The sequence below is a fragment of the Streptomyces sp. NPDC042259 genome (assembly GCF_055582085.1).
On sequence record NZ_JBVJDW010000007.1, the window covers coordinates 239,177 to 256,265 of the forward strand.

15 protein-coding genes and 1 pseudogene are annotated in these 17,089 nt (G+C 69.2%); 9 read left to right on the plus strand and 7 right to left on the minus strand.

Going from position 1 to position 17,089, the window contains the following annotated elements:
- Nucleotides 1-491: 491 nt before the first annotated feature.
- Nucleotides 492-2,402: a chromosomal replication initiator protein DnaA gene (gene dnaA, locus ACZ6MA_RS20865; protein ID WP_469435380.1), complete on the minus strand. Its 1,911-nt coding sequence runs from the start codon at nt 2,400-2,402 to the stop codon at nt 492-494.
- 447 nt (nt 2,403-2,849) lie between these two features.
- Here dnaA and rpmH point away from each other — a divergent pair, with 447 nt between their 5' ends.
- The 9 genes and pseudogenes from rpmH to ACZ6MA_RS20910 all read left to right on the plus strand — a co-directional run bounded on the left by rpmH (nt 2,850) and on the right by ACZ6MA_RS20910 (nt 9,739).
- A complete protein-coding gene (rpmH, locus tag ACZ6MA_RS20870; RefSeq protein WP_030059672.1) occupies nt 2,850-2,987 on the plus strand; it encodes a 50S ribosomal protein L34 in 138 nt (45 codons plus the stop codon).
- A 25-nt stretch (nt 2,988-3,012) separates the two neighbouring features.
- Nucleotides 3,013-3,381, plus strand: a pseudogene (rnpA, locus tag ACZ6MA_RS20875) (ribonuclease P protein component); the annotation flags it as partial.
- A gap of 59 nt (nt 3,382-3,440) precedes the next feature.
- On the plus strand, nt 3,441-3,758 hold the full coding sequence (gene yidD / locus ACZ6MA_RS20880; protein ID WP_398047681.1) for a membrane protein insertion efficiency factor YidD: 318 nt from the start codon (nt 3,441-3,443) through the stop codon (nt 3,756-3,758).
- Nucleotides 3,759-3,761: 3 nt separating this feature from the next.
- On the plus strand, nt 3,762-4,853 hold the full coding sequence (gene yidC, locus ACZ6MA_RS20885; protein WP_469435495.1) for a membrane protein insertase YidC: 1,092 nt from the start codon (nt 3,762-3,764) through the stop codon (nt 4,851-4,853).
- A 14-nt stretch (nt 4,854-4,867) separates the two neighbouring features.
- Complete coding sequence (locus ACZ6MA_RS20890) at nt 4,868-5,389, plus strand: Jag family protein (RefSeq protein ID WP_469142647.1); 522 nt, start codon at nt 4,868-4,870, stop codon at nt 5,387-5,389.
- A 235-nt stretch (nt 5,390-5,624) separates the two neighbouring features.
- Complete coding sequence (gene rsmG / locus ACZ6MA_RS20895) at nt 5,625-6,341, plus strand: 16S rRNA (guanine(527)-N(7))-methyltransferase RsmG (protein WP_469435381.1); 717 nt, start codon at nt 5,625-5,627, stop codon at nt 6,339-6,341.
- A gap of 280 nt (nt 6,342-6,621) precedes the next feature.
- Nucleotides 6,622-7,674 (plus strand): ParA family protein, encoded by a 1,053-nt coding sequence (locus ACZ6MA_RS20900; RefSeq protein WP_469435382.1) that lies wholly within the window; start codon nt 6,622-6,624, stop codon nt 7,672-7,674.
- Nucleotides 7,671-8,804: a ParB/RepB/Spo0J family partition protein gene (locus tag ACZ6MA_RS20905; RefSeq protein ID WP_469435383.1), complete on the plus strand. Its 1,134-nt coding sequence runs from the start codon at nt 7,671-7,673 to the stop codon at nt 8,802-8,804. The genes ACZ6MA_RS20900 and ACZ6MA_RS20905 overlap by 4 nt, the downstream gene beginning before the upstream one ends.
- Nucleotides 8,805-9,121: 317 nt before the next feature.
- Nucleotides 9,122-9,739, plus strand: a complete 618-nt coding sequence (locus ACZ6MA_RS20910) for a GNAT family N-acetyltransferase (protein ID WP_469435384.1) — start codon at nt 9,122-9,124, stop codon at nt 9,737-9,739.
- Between the two features lie 127 nt (nt 9,740-9,866).
- Here the strand turns inward: ACZ6MA_RS20910 and trxA are convergent, their stop codons facing one another.
- From trxA to murJ, 6 genes are all read right to left on the minus strand, one after another.
- The gene (gene trxA, locus ACZ6MA_RS20915; protein ID WP_469435385.1) at nt 9,867-10,196 is read right to left on the minus strand and encodes a thioredoxin; all 330 of its coding nucleotides are present in this window, start codon (nt 10,194-10,196) and stop codon (nt 9,867-9,869) included.
- Nucleotides 10,197-10,242: 46 nt separating this feature from the next.
- Entirely contained in the window at nt 10,243-11,211 is a 969-nt protein-coding gene (gene trxB / locus ACZ6MA_RS20920) for a thioredoxin-disulfide reductase (protein ID WP_469435386.1), read from the minus strand.
- A 116-nt stretch (nt 11,212-11,327) separates the two neighbouring features.
- Entirely contained in the window at nt 11,328-12,299 is a 972-nt protein-coding gene (locus ACZ6MA_RS20925) for a hypothetical protein (RefSeq protein WP_469435387.1), read from the minus strand.
- A complete protein-coding gene (sigM, locus tag ACZ6MA_RS20930; RefSeq protein ID WP_469435388.1) occupies nt 12,296-12,985 on the minus strand; it encodes an RNA polymerase sigma factor SigM in 690 nt (229 codons plus the stop codon). Before sigM ends, ACZ6MA_RS20925 begins: the two co-directional genes overlap by 4 nt.
- Before the next feature lie 34 nt (nt 12,986-13,019).
- On the minus strand, nt 13,020-14,729 hold the full coding sequence (locus tag ACZ6MA_RS20935; protein ID WP_469435389.1) for a protein kinase family protein: 1,710 nt from the start codon (nt 14,727-14,729) through the stop codon (nt 13,020-13,022).
- Between the two features lie 109 nt (nt 14,730-14,838).
- Complete coding sequence (murJ, locus tag ACZ6MA_RS20940; protein ID WP_469435390.1) at nt 14,839-17,067, minus strand: murein biosynthesis integral membrane protein MurJ; 2,229 nt, start codon at nt 17,065-17,067, stop codon at nt 14,839-14,841.
- Nucleotides 17,068-17,089 lie beyond the last annotated feature (22 nt).

The following is a 17,089-nucleotide window of genomic DNA, read 5'->3' on the forward strand; positions in this document are numbered from 1 at the left end:
GCTCGGGGCGGCCGGGTGCGATTCCTTCGTCCACAGGCTGTGGAAGTCCGTCAGCCACAAATCCACACCCCTCTGACCTCCCCTGATGGCCTATCAACAGGGCTGCCTGTGGACATGATCTGGATAACTCACGAGTCCCCAGGGTGTGGACGGGGGTTCCGGGGTGAATCTGTGGAGAACCTCCGCCGCGGAGGCCCTATTCGAACAGGGCGCCGGGCCCGGAGCGCCGCCGGAGCCCTCCCGGAAGGCCCCGGGAGGGCTCCCGGGGCGGCAGAACGGGGCTTCGGGCACCCTCCTGAGAGGCGTTTTCCGGGTGCGCCGGCGTCCGGCTGAGGGCATCTGACGGAACTCCGCACCGCACTTCCCCACCCGACATTCACCGGAACGGGCCCTTCGGGGAGGCGACGGGCCGTGACAGCGCGAAGGGCCCGCCGATGCCTCCGTAGTGCCTACGGGCGCGTCAGCGGGCCCTGGTGCGGCCGTGGTTCGCCTCAGCCGTTCTTGATGCGGTTGGTCAGCTCGGTGACCTGGTTGTAGATCGAGCGCCGCTCGGCCATGAGCGCGCGGATCTTGCGGTCCGCGTGCATCACGGTCGTGTGGTCACGGCCGCCGAACTGCGCGCCGATCTTCGGCAGCGACAGGTCCGTCAGCTCCCGGCACAGGTACATCGCGATCTGCCGCGCCGTCACCAGCACCCGGCTGCGCGAGGCGCCGCACAGGTCCTCCACGGTGTGCCCGAAGTAGTCGGCGGTCGCGGCCATGATGGCGGGAGCGGTGATCTCCGGCGAGGCGTCCTCGCCCCCCGGGATCAGGTCCTTGAGGACGATCTCGGTGAGCCCGAGGTCGACGGGCTGCCGGTTGAGGCTCGCGAAGGCGGTGACGCGGATCAGCGCCCCCTCCAGCTCCCGGATGTTGCGGGAGATCCGGGAGGCGATGAACTCCAGCACCTCCGGCGGGGCGTTCAGCTGCTCCTGCACGGCCTTCTTGCGGAGGATCGCGATGCGGGTCTCCAGCTCCGGCGGCTGGACGTCCGTGATCAGGCCCCACTCGAAGCGGTTGCGTAGCCGGTCCTCCAGGGTCACCAGCTGCTTGGGCGGCCGGTCCGAGGACAGCACGATCTGCTTGTTGGCGTTGTGGAGGGTGTTGAACGTGTGGAAGAACTCCTCCTGCGTCGACTCCTTGCTCGCGAGGAACTGGATGTCGTCGACCAGCAGGATGTCCATGTCGCGGTAGCGCTTGCGGAACGCGTCCGCCTTGCCGTCGCGGATGGAGTTGATGAACTCGTTGGTGAACTCCTCGGAGCTCACGTAACGCACCCGTGTGCCCGGGTAGAGGCTGCGCGCGTAGTGCCCGATGGCGTGCAGCAGGTGGGTCTTGCCCAGCCCCGACTCGCCGTAGATGAACAACGGGTTGTACGCCTTGGCCGGCGCCTCGGCCACGGCGACGGCGGCCGCGTGCGCGAAACGGTTGGAGGCCCCGATGACGAAGGTGTCGAAGAGGTACTTCGGATTCAGTCGCGCGGTCGGCTCGCCGGGGCCCGACGCGGGCGCGGGCTGCGCGGAGAGCGGGCCGGGCTTGGGCGGGCCGCCCTGGCCGCCGCCGCGGGAACGGCTGTCGGGCAGCTCACGGCGCTGCGGCTCGTACGGGCGCTCGGGCGCGGCGGAGCGGTAGTCCGACTGCTGCTGTTCGTAGGGGGACGGCGAGTGCTGCTGGCCGTGCTGGGAGGCGTAGGGATCGCGCTCGCCCTCCTGGAAACCGCCGAGCCGGGGCTGCTGCCAGCCGTAGTCGCCGCGGTCCTGCGCCGGCGGGCCGGGCGGGGCCGAGTGGCGCGGCCAGGCGCCCGGGTCGGTGCGCTGCTGCTGGTAATCGGGGTAGGCGGGCCGGACGGACGGCAGCTCCTCGGCCGGGGACTGGCGGCCGTAGTTCTCGCGGCCGTCGTAGCCGCCGTGGTTGTCGTAGCTCTCGTAGGAGTCGCGGCCGTCCCGGGAATCGCGCGCGTCACGGCCGTCGTAGGCGTCGCGGACGCGGTCCGCGGAGTCGTCGTAGCGCGACTGCTGCCGGTCCTGCCGGTCCTGGTGCTGCTGAGGTGCGGGGGCCTGGGCGGGCGGCTCGCCGGCGGAGTCGTCGACGGTGATCGCGATCCGGATCGGGCGGCCGCACTCGCGGCTGAGCGTCTCGCTGACGATCGGGGCGAGCCGTCCCTCGAGCACGCCCTTGGCGAATTCATTGGGGACGGCGAGCAGCGCGGTGTCGGCCACCAGCGCGAGCGGCTGGCAGCGCTTGATCCAGTGCTCGTCCTTGCTCTCCACGCCCCCCTGGCCGCCCTGGCCCCGCCCCTCTCCGAGGAGCTGTTCGAGCACGCGCGGCCACACTGCGGCAAGATCGGCAGGCAGGTCAGCCACAGGGCACGCTCTCTCAGTCACTGGGGGCGCCCCTGGAGTCCCACGAATGTGTGGTTCTCGGGACGGGCGGGAAGGATTCGGAGTTCAGTCACGGTAGTCAGGGCGAGGCGCACGGTTCAAGTCGTTGTCCACAGGGTGTGTACAAATGTGCCATGAGGAGAGGCCTCGCGTGGCATGTGCCCTGCCTGGCGACTTCCCGGCCCGCGGGAGGCTACGGTGTATCCCTGGTGCGCTGCCGGTTTGACCGGATGGCGTAACCGCGCGTACCGTGACCAGGTCGAGTTGTCGATGGCTGCTGCCGCCTGCCTCCGATGGGCAAGGGCCGCGTTCTTATCGGGATCGTGGTCATGAAGCGGTGCACTTGGGCGTATTGCGAGCTTCTCGTGGGCGCACGGTGACAGCCAGGCGGTGTCCCGCCATCACACGATTCATTTCTGGAGCCCCCGAGTGAGCAAGCGCACCTTCCAGCCGAACAACCGCCGCCGCGCGAAGACCCACGGTTTCCGCCTGCGCATGCGTACCCGTGCCGGCCGCGCGATCCTCGCGGCTCGCCGTGGCAAGGGTCGCGCAAGCCTGTCGGCCTGATCAGCCTGACGTCAAGGTCCATGACGTGCTGCCTTCCGAGTCTCGGCTGAGGCGGCGCGAGGACTTTGCGACCGCGGTTCGCCGAGGACGCAGGGCCGGGCGCCCGCTCCTCGTCGTCCACCTTCGTAGCGGTACAACGGACCCGCACACGCCTGAGGAGAACCCTCCCCAGGCGCGTGCGGGTTTCGTCGTGAGCAAGGCCGTCGGCGGTGCCGTCGTCCGCAATCTGGTCAAGCGGCGCCTGCGCCACCTCATGCGTGACCGGCTGGATCTTTTGCCCGCCGGTAGCCTGGTGGTGGTGCGGGCTCTGCCGGGTGCGGGTGAAGCGGACCACAGCCAACTGGCCCGTGATCTCGACACCGCGCTGCAGCGGCTGCTGGGAGGGGCACCGCGAAGCAATCCCCCGGGGGGCGACCCCCGGAGTCCCGGACGAGAACCGGGAGGGAGCGCACAGTGAAGTACCCGCTGCTCTGGTTGATCAAGATTTACCAGTGGACCATCAGCCCCCTGCTGGGCCCGGTCTGCAAGTACTACCCATCGTGCTCGCACTACGGCTACACGGCCATCGATGTGCATGGCGCGGTCAAAGGGACGGTGCTGACGGCCTGGCGCATCCTGCGCTGCAACCCGTGGTCGCTCGGTGGCGTCGACCACGTCCCTCCCCGGAAGCGTCCGGTCTGGCATCAGCGGCTGAGGGGCCGCATGGGTGGGCATCCCGCCGTGGATCCCGCCGCACAGCCCGAGACTCAGCCCAACGCCCAAGGAGCCTGAATGTTGGACACGATCCTCGGTCCTCTTTATTACGTTGTTTCCTGGATCATCGTCCAGTTCCACTCGCTGTACAGCCTTGTCTTCGACAAGGACAGCGGCTGGGCGTGGGGTCTGTCCATCGTCTCGCTGGTGGTACTGATCCGTATCTGCCTGATCCCGCTCTTCGTGAAGCAGATCAAGGCGACGCGGAACATGCAGGCGCTCCAGCCGAAGATGAAGGCGATCCAGGAGCGCTACAAGAGCGACAAGCAGCGCCAGTCCGAAGAGATGATGAAGCTCTACAAGGAGACGGGCACCAACCCGCTCTCGAGCTGTCTCCCGATTCTGGCCCAGTCGCCCTTCTTCATCGCGCTGTACCAGGTGCTGAACCACATCGCGCAGGGCAAGGTCGTCGGTGTCATCGACGCCCCGCTGCTGGAGAGCGCCCGTAACGCGCACATCTTCGGTGCCCCGCTCTCCGTGAAGTTCATGGACAGCGCGAGCAAGGTCGAGGCGCTCGGCGCCACCCTCACCGATGTACGCGTGGTCACGGTCATCATGATCGTGCTGATGTCGGCCTCGCAGTTCTTCACCCAGCGCCAGCTGATGACGAAGAACGTCGACCTCACGGTCAAGACGCCGTTCATGCAGCAGCAGAAGATGCTGATGTACGTCTTCCCGATCATGTTCGCCGTCTTCGGCATCAACTTCCCGGTCGGTGTCCTGGTCTACTGGCTGACCACCAACGTGTGGACCCTGGGCCAGCAGATGTTCGTCATCCGCCGTAACCCCACTCCGGGCAGCATCGCCTTCACCCAGCGCCAGGAGCGGCTGCGGGCCAAGGGCAAGATCGTCGAGGCCCCGGAGCAGATCGAGGCGAAGAAGGCCGTCGAGGCCGCGCGCGCCAACCGCCAGCAGCCCAAGCGGCAGCCGAAGGCCAAGCGCCAGCTCGCGGGCCAGGCCGGTACGCAGACCTCCACCGGCGCCGAGAAGACCTCGCTGGAGAAGAAGCAGCCCGAGGGCACCAAGCCCAAGCCCGCCGGCGGCTCGCGCAGCGCCAAGTCCGGGCAGCGCAAGGGCGGCCCGCAGCGGCCCAAGCACCCGACCAAGAAGTGACGAAGGAGTCCACTGTGACGGACACACAGCGTGAGACCGGTGCGGCCGCTGCCGAGGGCACCGACACCTTGTCCCGCCTGGAGCAGGAGGGCGAGATCGCGGCCGATTACCTCGAGGGTCTGCTGGACATCGCCGACCTCGACGGTGACATCGACATGGACGTCGAAGCCGATCGCGCCTCGGTGTCGATCATCAGCGACTCGACCAGCCGTGATCTCCAGAAGCTCGTGGGCCGTGACGGTGAGGTGCTGGAGGCGCTCCAGGAGCTGACCCGTCTCGCGGTGAACCGGGAGACCGGCGACCGCAGCCGTCTCATGCTCGACATCGGTGGCTTCCGCGCCCGTAAGCGCGAGGAGCTGACCGCGCTGGGCGCCAAGGCCGTCGACGAGGCCAAGAGCACCGGTCAGCCGGTGAAGCTCGACCCGATGACTCCTTTCGAGCGCAAGGTCGTCCACGACGCGGTGGCCGCCGCCGGACTGCGCAGCGAGTCCGAGGGCGAGGAGCCCCAGCGTCGAGTGGTCGTACTCCCGGCCTGACCCGGTCCCACTTCCAGGTGTGTACGGCCCCGTCTGCTCGCAGGCGGGGCCGATCCTTGTCAGGCTGATAGTCAGACCCTGGTCTTCTCGTCAGACACTGATCTTCAGCAGACACTGATCTTCAGAGACTTTCGCTGCGCACCCACCAGGGGTGTGCGGCAGCTTTTGGTGTGCAGGGGCTTCCCGACCGTGTGCGGGGCCCCTTAGACAACGTCGTACGGAAGGACGGTTCCCCGTGGAAGAGGCAGCGGAGCTCCCCCCCGCGCCCCCCGAGGCGCAGGCGGTATTCGGCGACCGCTTCCCGGAGGCCGTCCGCTACGCGGAACTGCTGGCCGACGCGGGCGTGAAGCGTGGCCTGATCGGCCCCCGTGAGGTCCCCAGGCTCTGGGAGCGGCATCTGCTGAACTGCGCGGTGCTCTCCGAGGCCGTGCCGGACGGTGTGTCGGTGTGTGACGTGGGCTCGGGTGCCGGGCTGCCGGGCATCCCGTTGGCGCTGGTCCGCCCCGACCTCCAGATCACGCTGCTGGAGCCGCTGCTGCGCCGTACGACCTTCCTCCAGGAGGTTGTCGAGCTGCTGGGCCTGGACCATGTCACGGTCGTGCGTGGCCGGGCCGAGGAGATGCTCGGCAAGGTGCAGCCGGTGCATGTGGTGACGGCGCGTGCGGTGGCCCCGCTGGACCGGCTGGCCGGCTGGGGAGTGCCTCTGCTGCGTCCGTACGGCGAGATGCTCGCTCTCAAGGGCGATACGGCCGAGGAGGAGCTCAAGGGGGCCCGAGCGGCGCTGAGCAAGCTCGGGGTCGTCCGTACGTCGGTGCTCCAGGTCGGTGAGGGCATCGTGGATCCGATGTCGACCGTGGTGCGGGTCGAGGTCGGGGAGAGCCCGGGCGGTGTGCGCTTCGCGGCCAAGCGTGCCAAGGCGGCGCGGGTCAGCCGGACGCGTCGCCGCCGCTGATTCCGGGGTGCTCGACGGCCCGGGTCGCCGCTTGACGACTCGGGCCATGCTCCATACAAGCTGCCAAAACTACGCATAACGGAGTGTCGTCGCGGGGTGGCGCCCTGTGCGGTGCATCGTGTTTCACGTGAAACGCCGCTCCCTCCTCAAAGGAATCATCGGCCGTGGCCGTGCGGCAGCACCGCGCGACCGTTGGCCGGCCCACGACGCGGGTTTGTCCACAGGTGACGTGGATTCATCCACAGGAGAACGGGCCTCGCTGGTTCACCGCCCCGAAAGCATGGCAGGCTCTGTTCATTGCGAGCCTGATGTCGAGGAGAGTGAATCCTTGCGGTCCGACGCCAACATCGCGGGGCCGATGGCCGACCCGGTCCCCGGTCCCCGCCCCGCCGACCCCGAGCTAGGGCCTGCCCCCGGACACCTGGCTTCCGGGGAGGTCGTTTCACGTGAAACGCCGCCTCCCCCGATGCCCAGGCCGGACCAGACCCGGGTGATGGTGGTCGCCAACCAGAAGGGCGGGGTCGGTAAGACCACCACCACCGTCAATCTGGCGGCCTCCCTGGCACTGCACGGCAACCGGGTGCTGGTGGTCGACCTCGACCCCCAGGGGAATGCCTCCACAGCGCTGGGGATCGATCACCACGCCGATGTGCCCTCGATCTATGACGTCCTGGTGGACAGCAAGGCTCTCTCCGATGTGGTGCAGCCGGTCGCCGATGTGGAGGGCCTGTTCTGCGCGCCCGCCACGATCGACCTGGCCGGTGCCGAGATCGAGCTTGTCTCGCTCGTCGCACGGGAAAGCCGGCTGGACCGGGCGATCAAGGCCTATGAGCAGCCGCTGGACTACATCCTCATCGACTGCCCGCCCTCGCTGGGCCTGCTGACGGTCAACGCGCTCGTCGCCGGCGCCGAGGTGCTGATCCCGATCCAGTGCGAGTACTACGCGCTGGAAGGTCTGGGGCAGCTGCTGCGCAACGTCGAGCTGGTGCGAGGGCATCTCAACCCCAAGCTCCATGTGTCGACGATCCTGCTCACCATGTACGACGGCCGGACGAGGCTTGCCTCGCAGGTGGCCGACGAGGTGCGGACGCACTTCGGCAAGGAGGTGTTGCGGACGAGCATCCCGCGCTCGGTCCGTATCTCCGAGGCGCCCAGCTATGGGCAGACGGTTCTGACGTACGACCCGGGTTCCAGTGGTGCGCTGTCCTATCTGGAGGCGGCCCGGGAGATCGCGCTGCGGGGGATCGGCGTGCACTACGACGGCAGCAGGGCCCATCTGGCGGGCCGCCCACATCAGCAAGACCAGCACAGCATGTCGGAGGGGCTTCAGTGAGTGAGCGACGTAGGGGACTGGGCCGAGGACTCGGTGCCTTGATTCCACCGGCGCCGAAGGGATCGGACAACGGCGGTCCGGCCGTGGTGCCCGGTGCGACGTCGCCGACCGCGGTTCCGGTCCTGACGGCCGAGCGGGGGGTGGCCGCCGCGAAGGTGACCACGCTTCCGATGGACGATGTCTCCGGTGCCGCCGCGCCGGGCGCGCCCGTTTCACGTGAAACGGAGCTTCGGGCCCCTGCGGCAGCCGAAGCGCCCACGATGGGCGAAGCGGCGGGGGCGCACTTCGCCGAGCTGCCCCTCGACTCCATCACGCCCAATCCCCGGCAGCCCCGGGAGGTGTTCGACGAGGACGCTCTCGCCGAACTGGTCACCTCGATCCGCGAGGTGGGTCTCCTGCAGCCGGTGGTCGTACGGCAGCTGGCGCCGGAGCGCTATGAACTCATCATGGGTGAGCGCCGGTGGCGGGCGTGCCGTGAGGCGGGGCTGGAGAAGATCCCTTCCATCATCCGGGCGACCGATGACGAGAAGCTGCTGCTGGACGCCCTCCTGGAAAATCTGCACCGGGCCCAGCTGAACCCGCTGGAAGAGGCCGCTGCTTACGACCAGCTGCTGAAGGACTTCAACTGCACTCATGACCAGCTGGCGGACCGGATCGGCCGGTCGCGTCCGCAGGTCTCCAACACCCTGCGGCTGCTGCGGCTGTCGCCGGCCGTGCAGCGTCGGGTCGCGGCCGGGGTGCTGTCCGCCGGGCATGCCCGGGCGCTGCTCTCGGTCGATGACTCGGAGGAGCAGGACCGGCTCGCCCATCGCATCGTCGCCGAAGGATTGTCGGTGCGCGCGGTCGAGGAGATCGTGACCCTGATGGGTTCGCGGTCGAAGGGCGCCACAAAGGCGAAGGGCCCCCGGGCGGGGGGCCGGGTCTCCCCGGCGCTGACCGATCTTGCCTCCCGGCTGTCGGACCGCTTCGAGACCCGGGTGAAGGTGGACCTCGGTCAGAAGAAGGGAAAGATCGTCGTCGAGTTCGCCTCGATGGATGATCTGGAGCGGATCCTCGGTACGCTGGCCCCGGGTGAGGGGCGTGTCCTGGAGCAGAAGCTCACGGGTGCGGAAGACGACGACGTGGAGTAGTCCCGTCTGACGGGCGGTGCTTCACCGGGCGCTTTGAGGGGCGGGTCGTGTTTCACGTGGAACACGACCCGCCCTTTGCCATGTCCAGCTATCCGGTCAACGACCGCGTGGATACCATGCGTTGAGGTATGGCACATCCACGTTGGACACAGTTCACGGAGGGACGGCGCCATGCGAACGGTGAACCGGGCCGGACTGGTGGCAACAGGATTGGGCCTGGGGGCGGTCGGCGGCTTCGTCGGCAGTCTCCTCAGGGAACGCGGTGTGTTGCAGGCGGCCCGCGCTATGACTCGCGAAGGAAGTGAGGTTCAGGCTCCATGGGGCGACGGCTCGTACCGCTCACGCTGGACAATTTCCCGGATCTCCCCAAGCGCTGTCGCTCCTGTGTTTTCTGGGAGCTGGACCCGGTCAGCGGCGAGGCCGCGCTGAGGGCGGGACGCCCGGAGCTGGAGAAGGAGGCGTGGGTCTCCGCCGTACTCCTGGAGTGGGGTTCCTGCGGCCGGGTGGTGTACGTCGACGATGTGGCCGTCGGCTTCGTTCTCTACGCGCCGCCGGCCTATGTGCCCCGGTCGACCGCCTTTCCCACAAGCCCGGTGGCGGCGGACGCCGTTCAGCTGATGACCGCGTGGCTGATGCCGGGTTATCAGGGGCAGGGGCTGGGCCGGGTGATGGTGCAGACCGTGGCCAAGGACGCGCTCAGGCGTGGCTTCAAGGCGATCGAGGCGTTCGGAGACGCCCACTGGTCGGAACCGGCGTGTGTCATGCCCGCCGATCATCTGCTGGCTGTGGGCTTCAAGACGGTCCGGCCGCACCCGCGCTACCCCCGGCTGCGGCTGGAGCTACGAACGGCGCTCTCCTGGAAGGAAGACGTCGAGCTGGCGTTGGACCGGCTGCTCGGGGCGGTGCAAAAGGAACCCGCGTTGCGGCCGCTTTAAGCAGACCACCGACAGATCCCCCGTGGCGGATCGCCCACGACGGCGAAGACGCCGATGGGCCCGCACCTCGAAGGAGGTGCGGGCCCATCGCCGTGCCGCGCGCTGTTTCACGTGAAACAACGGCTGCTTACTTGACGCTGAGGAAGGGGTCGAGCTCGCGCTCGAGCGCAGCCTTCGGCTTGGCGCCGACGATCGTCTGGACGACCTCGCCACCCTGGTACACGTTCAGCGTCGGGATCGACATGACGCCGTACTTCGCGGCCGTGGCCGGGTTCTGGTCGATGTTCAGCTTGACGATCTCGATCTTGTCGCCGTGCTCGTCGGCAATCGCCTCCAGGGACGGGGCGATCTGGCGGCACGGGCCGCACCACTCGGCCCAGAAGTCCACGAGAACGGGCTTGTCGCTCTTGAGGACGTCCTCGTCGAAGCTGGCGTCGGTAACGGTCTTGAGAGCCACGGAGGTCTCCTTACTTCTTCTCTGCGTGGGGTGGGGAGGGGGCGGGTCAGGCGGTCTTCTCGGGCTCCCGGACGCTGTCGCTGTCCGAGAGGGAGGCGAGGTAGCGCTCGGCGTCCAGGGCGGAGGAGCAGCCCGTGCCGGCCGCGGTGATCGCCTGGCGGTATGTGTGGTCCACGACGTCGCCCGCGGCGAAGACGCCGGTGACGTTCGTGCGCGTCGAGGGGGCCGCGACCTTGAGGTAGCCCTCGTCGTCCAGGTCCAGCTGGCCCTTGAACAGCTCGGTGCGCGGGTCGTGACCGATCGCGATGAACAGTCCGGTGACCGGCAGCTCGGAGGTCTCACCGGTCTTGAGGTTGCGCAGAGTCAGCCCGGAGAGCTTGTTCTCACCGTGGATCTCCGCGACCTCGCTGTCCCAGACGAAGGAGATCTTGGGGTCGGCGAAGGCGCGCTCCTGCATCGCCTTGCTGGCGCGCAGGGTGTCACGGCGGTGCACGACGGTGACGGACTTGGCGAAGCGGGAGAGGAAGGTGGCCTCCTCCATCGCCGTGTCGCCGCCGCCGATGACGGCGATGTCCTGGTCCTTGAAGAAGAACCCGTCACAGGTGGCGCACCACGAGACACCGCGGCCGGAAAGCTCGTCCTCACGGGGCAGACCGAGCTTGCGGTGCTGGGAGCCGGTGGTGACGATCACGGCCTTGGCGCGGTGCACGGTGCCGGCGGAGTCGGTGACCGTCTTGATCTCGTCGCTGAGGTCGACCGCGATGACGTCGTCCGGGATCAGCTCGGCACCGAAGCGCTCGGCCTGGGCCCGCATGTTGTCCATCAGGTCGGGGCCCATGATGCCGTCACGGAAGCCGGGGAAGTTCTCCACATCGGTCGTGTTCATCAGCGCGCCACCGGCCGTCACGGCGCCCTCGAAGACCAGCGGCTTCAGGGAGGCACGGGCGGTGTAGAGCGCGGCCGTATAGCCCGCAGGCCCGGAACCGATGATGATCACGTTGCGGACGTCGCTCACGGGTGTCTTCCTTGTCTCTGCCGACTGCTGTCTGGGGTCCTGAGGGGTTCACCCCACCCAACGGATCCTACGGGGCGAGCATTCCCGTCGGCTGACAGCTCACAGCGAGAAACGGTTCAACCACGCGGCACGGTCTGGTTCGCCAGCACCTTTCCGGGCGACGAGGGGGAGGCGGTGACGCAGGTGGCGGAGACCACATAAGCGTCGACGAGAGTCTCGTTCCCGGGGTGCGGAAGGACGACGAGGTATGCCTCCTCCCCCTTGTACCGCTCCGGGTGCGCGGCCAGGATCGCCTCCGAGCGCTTGGTGCCCTGCTGCACACAGGCCGGGGCGGTGGTGCCGGCACCGAACAGGGTCGTACCGGAGGAGTTCGGAGCACTCATGCCCCGCGTCTGGGGGTCCTTCTGTGTGACCAGAAGTTCGTGGACCCGTTTCGTGAGTTCACCCGAGGCGAGGACGACAGCCGTCGGGGAGGGCGCGGCCTGAGGGGTGTTCGGGTGGTCGTCACCGTCGGTGTTCAGCGCGAAGAAGCTGCCCACGCCGAGCACGGCCGCGGCACAGGCGGAGCCGAGCAGCACCTTCGGCCAGCGGCGGGCCCGGCGGCCCCGTGGGCCGGACGACGTGGCCGTCTGCCGGCCGGGGCCGGTCGTGGCGCGAGGCCGGGCCGGGGGGCGGTCGTCTGTTTCACGTGAAACCGCCATGGGGCCGCTCGTCGGCAGATGGCTTGCCGCAGGACCGCGCGGCGTGGTTTCACGTGAAACGGGGGCTCCCGCGATCGCCACGTCTTCCGGGCTCTCTTCGCTCTCCACGGTGGACGTGGTGGCGGGAGCGGTGGCCGCGAGGAGTGCTTCGGCGGCAAGTGCCGCGTCGATCCGGCCGACGACGTCGGCCGGCATCCGTAGCGGGCCGGGGAGGGTTCCGAGCAGCCCCCGGATTTCATCCAGCGAGTTCCGTACGTCGTCGCACAGCTCGCAGTCGGCCAAGTGGTCCCGCACATCCGCGGTTCGTGAGGGGGAGAGGACACCCTCGGCGAGGGCGGAGATCTCCGCGACCTCCGGGTGCTCATCCGTGCCGGTCGTTGAAGTCACGCTCGCCCACCTCCGTCCTTCACTGGATCCGCGTCGTTCTGTCCTGCCGGTGGTGGGACGGACGTCCCCTGCGACCGGTTCCTTCCCCCCTCTACGGGTGGGCTACCCCTGCCTTCGGGGCGCAGATGGGTGACCATCGGGAGCAACCGGGCCCGTCCTCGGGCGCATCTGCTTTTCACCGTGCCGGTGGGGACGCCCAGGACCTTCGCCGCTTCCGCGACGGGGTAGCCCTGCATATCGACGAGAACGAGGGCGGCACGCTGCTCGGGGGGCAGCGTGGCCAGGGCCTGGAGCAGTTCGCGGTGCAGATCGCCGCGCTCCGCGGGGGCGGCGGCGGACTCATGGGGTTCGAGGAGTTGCTCGAGCCGCTCGGTCTCGGCGAGCGGCGAGGTACGTCGTGAGGCGGCCTTGCGGGCCCGGTCCAGGCAGGCGTTGACGGTGATGCGGTGCAGCCAGGTGGTCACGGCGGACTGCCCACGGAAGGTATGAGCGGCCCGGTAGGCGGAGACCAGTGCGTCCTGGACGGCGTCGGCGGCCTCTTCCCGGTCGCCGAGCGTCCGCAGTGCCACCGCCCAGAGCCGGTCGCGGTGGCGCCGCACTATCTCGCCGAAGGCGTCCGGATCGCCTTTGACGTGCATGGTGAGGAGATCGGCGTCGCTCGCACCGCCATGTGTGACGTCGTCCAACGTCGAGTCCCTCCCCCTGGCACCCGGAAATGCGCTACCCGGAGACCTTGATCTCCGAAATGCCGCCGCGGTATCCGTTGCCGTTGATGTCCGGGGGCAGTTCGGTGATGTGAATCAGTACGTAGCGTGTCTTCAAGGGCTTCTTGATGTCCACCTTGATTTGCTGGCCGACCGTATCGAGCTTGGTCACACGCTGCGGGAAGCCGCTGAGGTTGGTCGGAGCCGAGTCCGCCGAGGGGTCGGCCGCGAGGATCTCCGCGGTCTGGCCCTGCCGGAACATGGCCACCTCGATACGCGAGACGTCCTTGACGCTACCGAGGTCGACGACGATGCCGCTGCCGTCCGCGCGGTTGCCCAGATTGCCGAAGTTCGCGTGACTGTAGAAAGCACCCGTGACCCACGCGGTGTTGGGGTCCTTGTCCACAGCAAAGGGAGCTTTTTCCCCGGCGAACGGAGCCGTCAGGGGGGAGAACTCCGTGCCGGCGGTGATCGGAAGCCGCTTGGGCGGCGCCTTCTTCGGCGTACCGTCACCCGCCGACCGCGAGTGCTGGTCGTCCTTCGACTCGCTTCCGTCCTTCAGGAGTGTGTCCGCGAGCTGCCAGCTGCCGAGGCCGAGGGCCGCGATGAGGAGGGCCGAGACGCTCCACTTGAGTGCCCTGCCCGTGCGGCTCTGGAGCGGGGGCGGGGGTACGGCCACGGGCTGGGTGGCGCGGCCGGGGTGCTGCGGGGGGTTCCCGTAGGTGCCGCGCTGATAGTTCGTGCGCTGATACGCCGGAGGAGTGGCGAAGGCCGATTCCGGCGGCCGGATGCGCGGCATCGCGGCGACCGCCTTGGCCAGCTCTTCCGGAGTCGTGCACGGCTGTTCCTGCCGTGACGCGGTCGCCCCGTCATTGACGAGCGCCCGCATCGCGATCTCGGAGAGACCGCGGTGAACGCCCGCGCGAACCTGGTCGGGAGCGATCAGACCGACGCCCTTGGGCAGGCCGGACAGGCCGTGGGCGTTGCTCTCGTAGGGCCAGCGCTGGGTGAGGGCGGCGTACAGCAGCGCGCCGATGGCCTCGGTGTCGGTGCGCTGGGGGTGCTCGGAGGTGATCCCGCGGAGGGCGGCCATGACGGCGAGACCGCGGATGCGGTACTGACCGGACTCGGTACGCAGGACGGAGCCGGGGTGGAGCCGCAGATGGGCGAGGCCTTCGCGGTGGGCCGCCGCCATGGCCTGGGACACCTGGCTCACGAGCTGGTAGGCGTCGTGCGGCTCCATCGGGCCCGAGGCGAGGAGGGGAGTCAGTTCGGTGGCGTCGGGCAGCCACTCGTGGACGACGTAGACCAGCTCGTTCTCCTCGACGGCGTCGAGGACCTGGACGAAGCGGGGGTCACCGAGCAGGGCGGCCGACCGGGCCGCGGCGAGCACCGGGCGGGCGCGCGGGTGGTCCGCCGGGAGCAGGTGGACGCCGACGGCTCGGCGCAGCTTCTCGTCGACCGCGCGCCAGCTGCTGAATCCCTCCAGACGGGTGACGCACTCCTCCAAGCGGTACCGCTTGGCGAGCTTGTGACCGCTGTGCAGCTCGGGTGGTTGTGCGGCGCGCGCGGGGCCCTCGGGCTCCGCGCGCTCGGTGTCTTCGTGTGTGCCGGCCTTGTTCTCGGCCTCCACCCCGTCGGTCGTGGCCTGGTCCGCCTTGGCGGCCAACGGCTTGTCACCGCTGTTGTCAGCCACGTCGACGGCAGCCGTGCTCCGTTCCGCCACCGTCGCTCCTGCCTCCCCATCCGTTGCACGCTGTCCACAGCCACGACAATTGTGCCCACAGTCCGGCGCTATGCACGACACGCGGCGGCGGGCGATGGTTGTGCTCCCGTCAGCGGCCGAGCCGTCCACGGACCATACCGACCATGGCAGTCAGCTCCTCGATGCGCATCCGCTTCGCGGCGATGTAGAAGACGATGATCAGGATGAGACCACCACCGGCCAAGGCGGCGAGCGATCCGAGAGCACCGCTGCCGAGAACCTGACCGATTCCGTACGAGACCGCTCCGCCGATCAGGGCGGCGGGGACGCACGCGCCGATGAGACGGGCGTAGGTACGGACGACGTGCGAGCCGTCGAGGTCGCCGCCCAGCCGGGTACGCAGCCGGCGCCAGGCGACACCGACGCCGATGGCGTAGCCCAGCCCGTAGGAGGCGGCCATGCCGGCCACGGCCCAGCGGGCGGGCAGCACGAAGTAGGCGAGGGTCGAGGCCGCGGCGTTGACGGCGGCGACGATGACCGTGTTGTAGAAGGGGGTCCGGGTGTCCTCGTAGGCGTAGAAGCCGCGCAGGATCACGTACTGGATCGAGTACGGGATGAGGCCGAGGCCGAAGGCCATCAGCACGTAGCCGATGTTGGTGGCGCCATCGGATCCGGAGCCGGAGAACATCAGCGTGGCCATGGGGAGGCCGAGCGCGAGGAACGCGAACGCGCAGGGCACGATCGCGACGGCCGAGGTGCGCAGGCCGTAGGAGATGTCGTCGCGGACGGCGCTGACCTCCCCGTCCTGCGCGGCCCGGGAGATCCGGGGCAGGACCGCGGTCATCACCGAGACCGTGATGATGGCCTGCGGCATCTGCCAGAGCTGCAGGGCGAAGTTGTACGCGGTGATGCCGGTACCGGGGTGGCCGGCCTTGTCGGCGAGGTCACCGGCGCGGGTGGCGAGCTGGGTGACGACCACCATGCCGAGCTGGTTGGCCAGGACGAAGAAGAACGTCCACTTGGCGAGGCCGGCGGCCTTGCCGAGGCCGTGGCCGCGCCAGTCGAAGCGGGGCCGGATCCGGAAGCCCGCGTCCCGCAGGTACGGGACCATCGCCAGGGCCTGGACGGCGAGCCCCAGCAGAGTGCCGATGCCGATCAGCCGGACGGCCTCGGGGGTGATGGAGGCGGTGCCGACGCCACTGGCGGAGGCGGTACCGAAGACCCAGATGAAGGAGCCGAAGGTGGCGATGATGACGATGTTGTTGAGGACCGGGGTCCACATCATCGCGCCGAAGTGGCCGCGGGCGTTGAGGATCTGGCCCAGGACCACGTGCAGGCCCATGAAGAACATGGTCGGAAGGCAGTAGCGGGCGAACGCCACGGCGACGTCCATCTGGTCCGGGTGGGACGCGATGCTCGGCGACATCATCCGGATGAAGAGCGGTGCGCCGAGGACACAGACGGTGGTCACGGCGCCCAGGAGGACCACGACCAGGGTGAGGAGCCGGTTGGCGTAGGCCTCGCCGCCGTCCTCGTCGTTCTTCATCGCCCGCACGAGCTGCGGGATGAAGACCGCGTTCAGCGCGCCGCCGCCGACGAGGATGTAGATCATCGTCGGCAGGGTGTTGGCGACCTGGTAGGTGTCGCTGAGGGTGGCCACGCCGATCGCGGCCGCCATGACGAGGTTGCGGACGAAGCCGAGGATCCGGGAGACCAGGCTGCCCGCCGCCATCAGCGCACTCGACTTGAGCAGGCTGGCGGCCTTGCCGCCCTTCGGCGTGGCCGCGGGCGGCACCACCGGTTCCGGCTCGGGGTCCGGAGCGGGGGACTGCGGGGGCGGCGTGGGGTACTGGCCGGGGGGCGGCACCTGCTGGCCCGACGGGGGCCGCGGCGGCTCGTACGGCTGCTGCTGGTCGCGGTACAGGTGCGCGAACGCGTCCCGTTCGGGGCGCTCCTCCGAGGCCTGGCCGGCGAGCGGGCCCACCCCGGGGAACTGGGCCGTGGGCTCGTCGCCGTACGGCACGGCGGGGGCCTCCGGCCGGTGCGGCTGCGCCGGTGCCCACGGCTGGGCGGCGGGGCCCTGATGGGCCGCGGGCGGCTGCGGGGGGAGCGGCTGGGTGGGCTGGTAGGGGCCGGGCGCCGGGGGGTTCGCGGCCCGGTCGTAGAGCGCGTCGGTCACCGGGTCCTGCGCGGCCGGGTCGTGCTCCGGATAGGGATGGGAGGAATACGCGTCCTGGAGGTAGGGGTCCTGGGCGTACGGCCGCCCCTGGCGGTTCGGGGCAGGCCGGCGCGGCGGGTATGGCTCCCGCTGCGCACCGTCCGCGCCCTGACCGCGGTCACCGTCGTACGGCGCGTTCATCGCTACCCCACCTCATCGTCCG

What these genes read in the sequence shown, in the direction of transcription:
- ACZ6MA_RS20900 (WP_469435382.1), top strand. Translation starts at nt 6,622, where the DNA reads ATGGCAGGCTCTGTTCATTGCGAGCCTGATGTCGAGGAGAGTGAATCC.
- ACZ6MA_RS20910 (WP_469435384.1), top strand. Translation starts at nt 9,122, where the DNA reads ATGGGGCGACGGCTCGTACCGCTCACGCTGGACAATTTCCCGGATCTC.
- murJ (WP_469435390.1), bottom strand. Translation starts at nt 17,067, where the DNA reads ATGAACGCGCCGTACGACGGTGACCGCGGTCAGGGCGCGGACGGTGCG.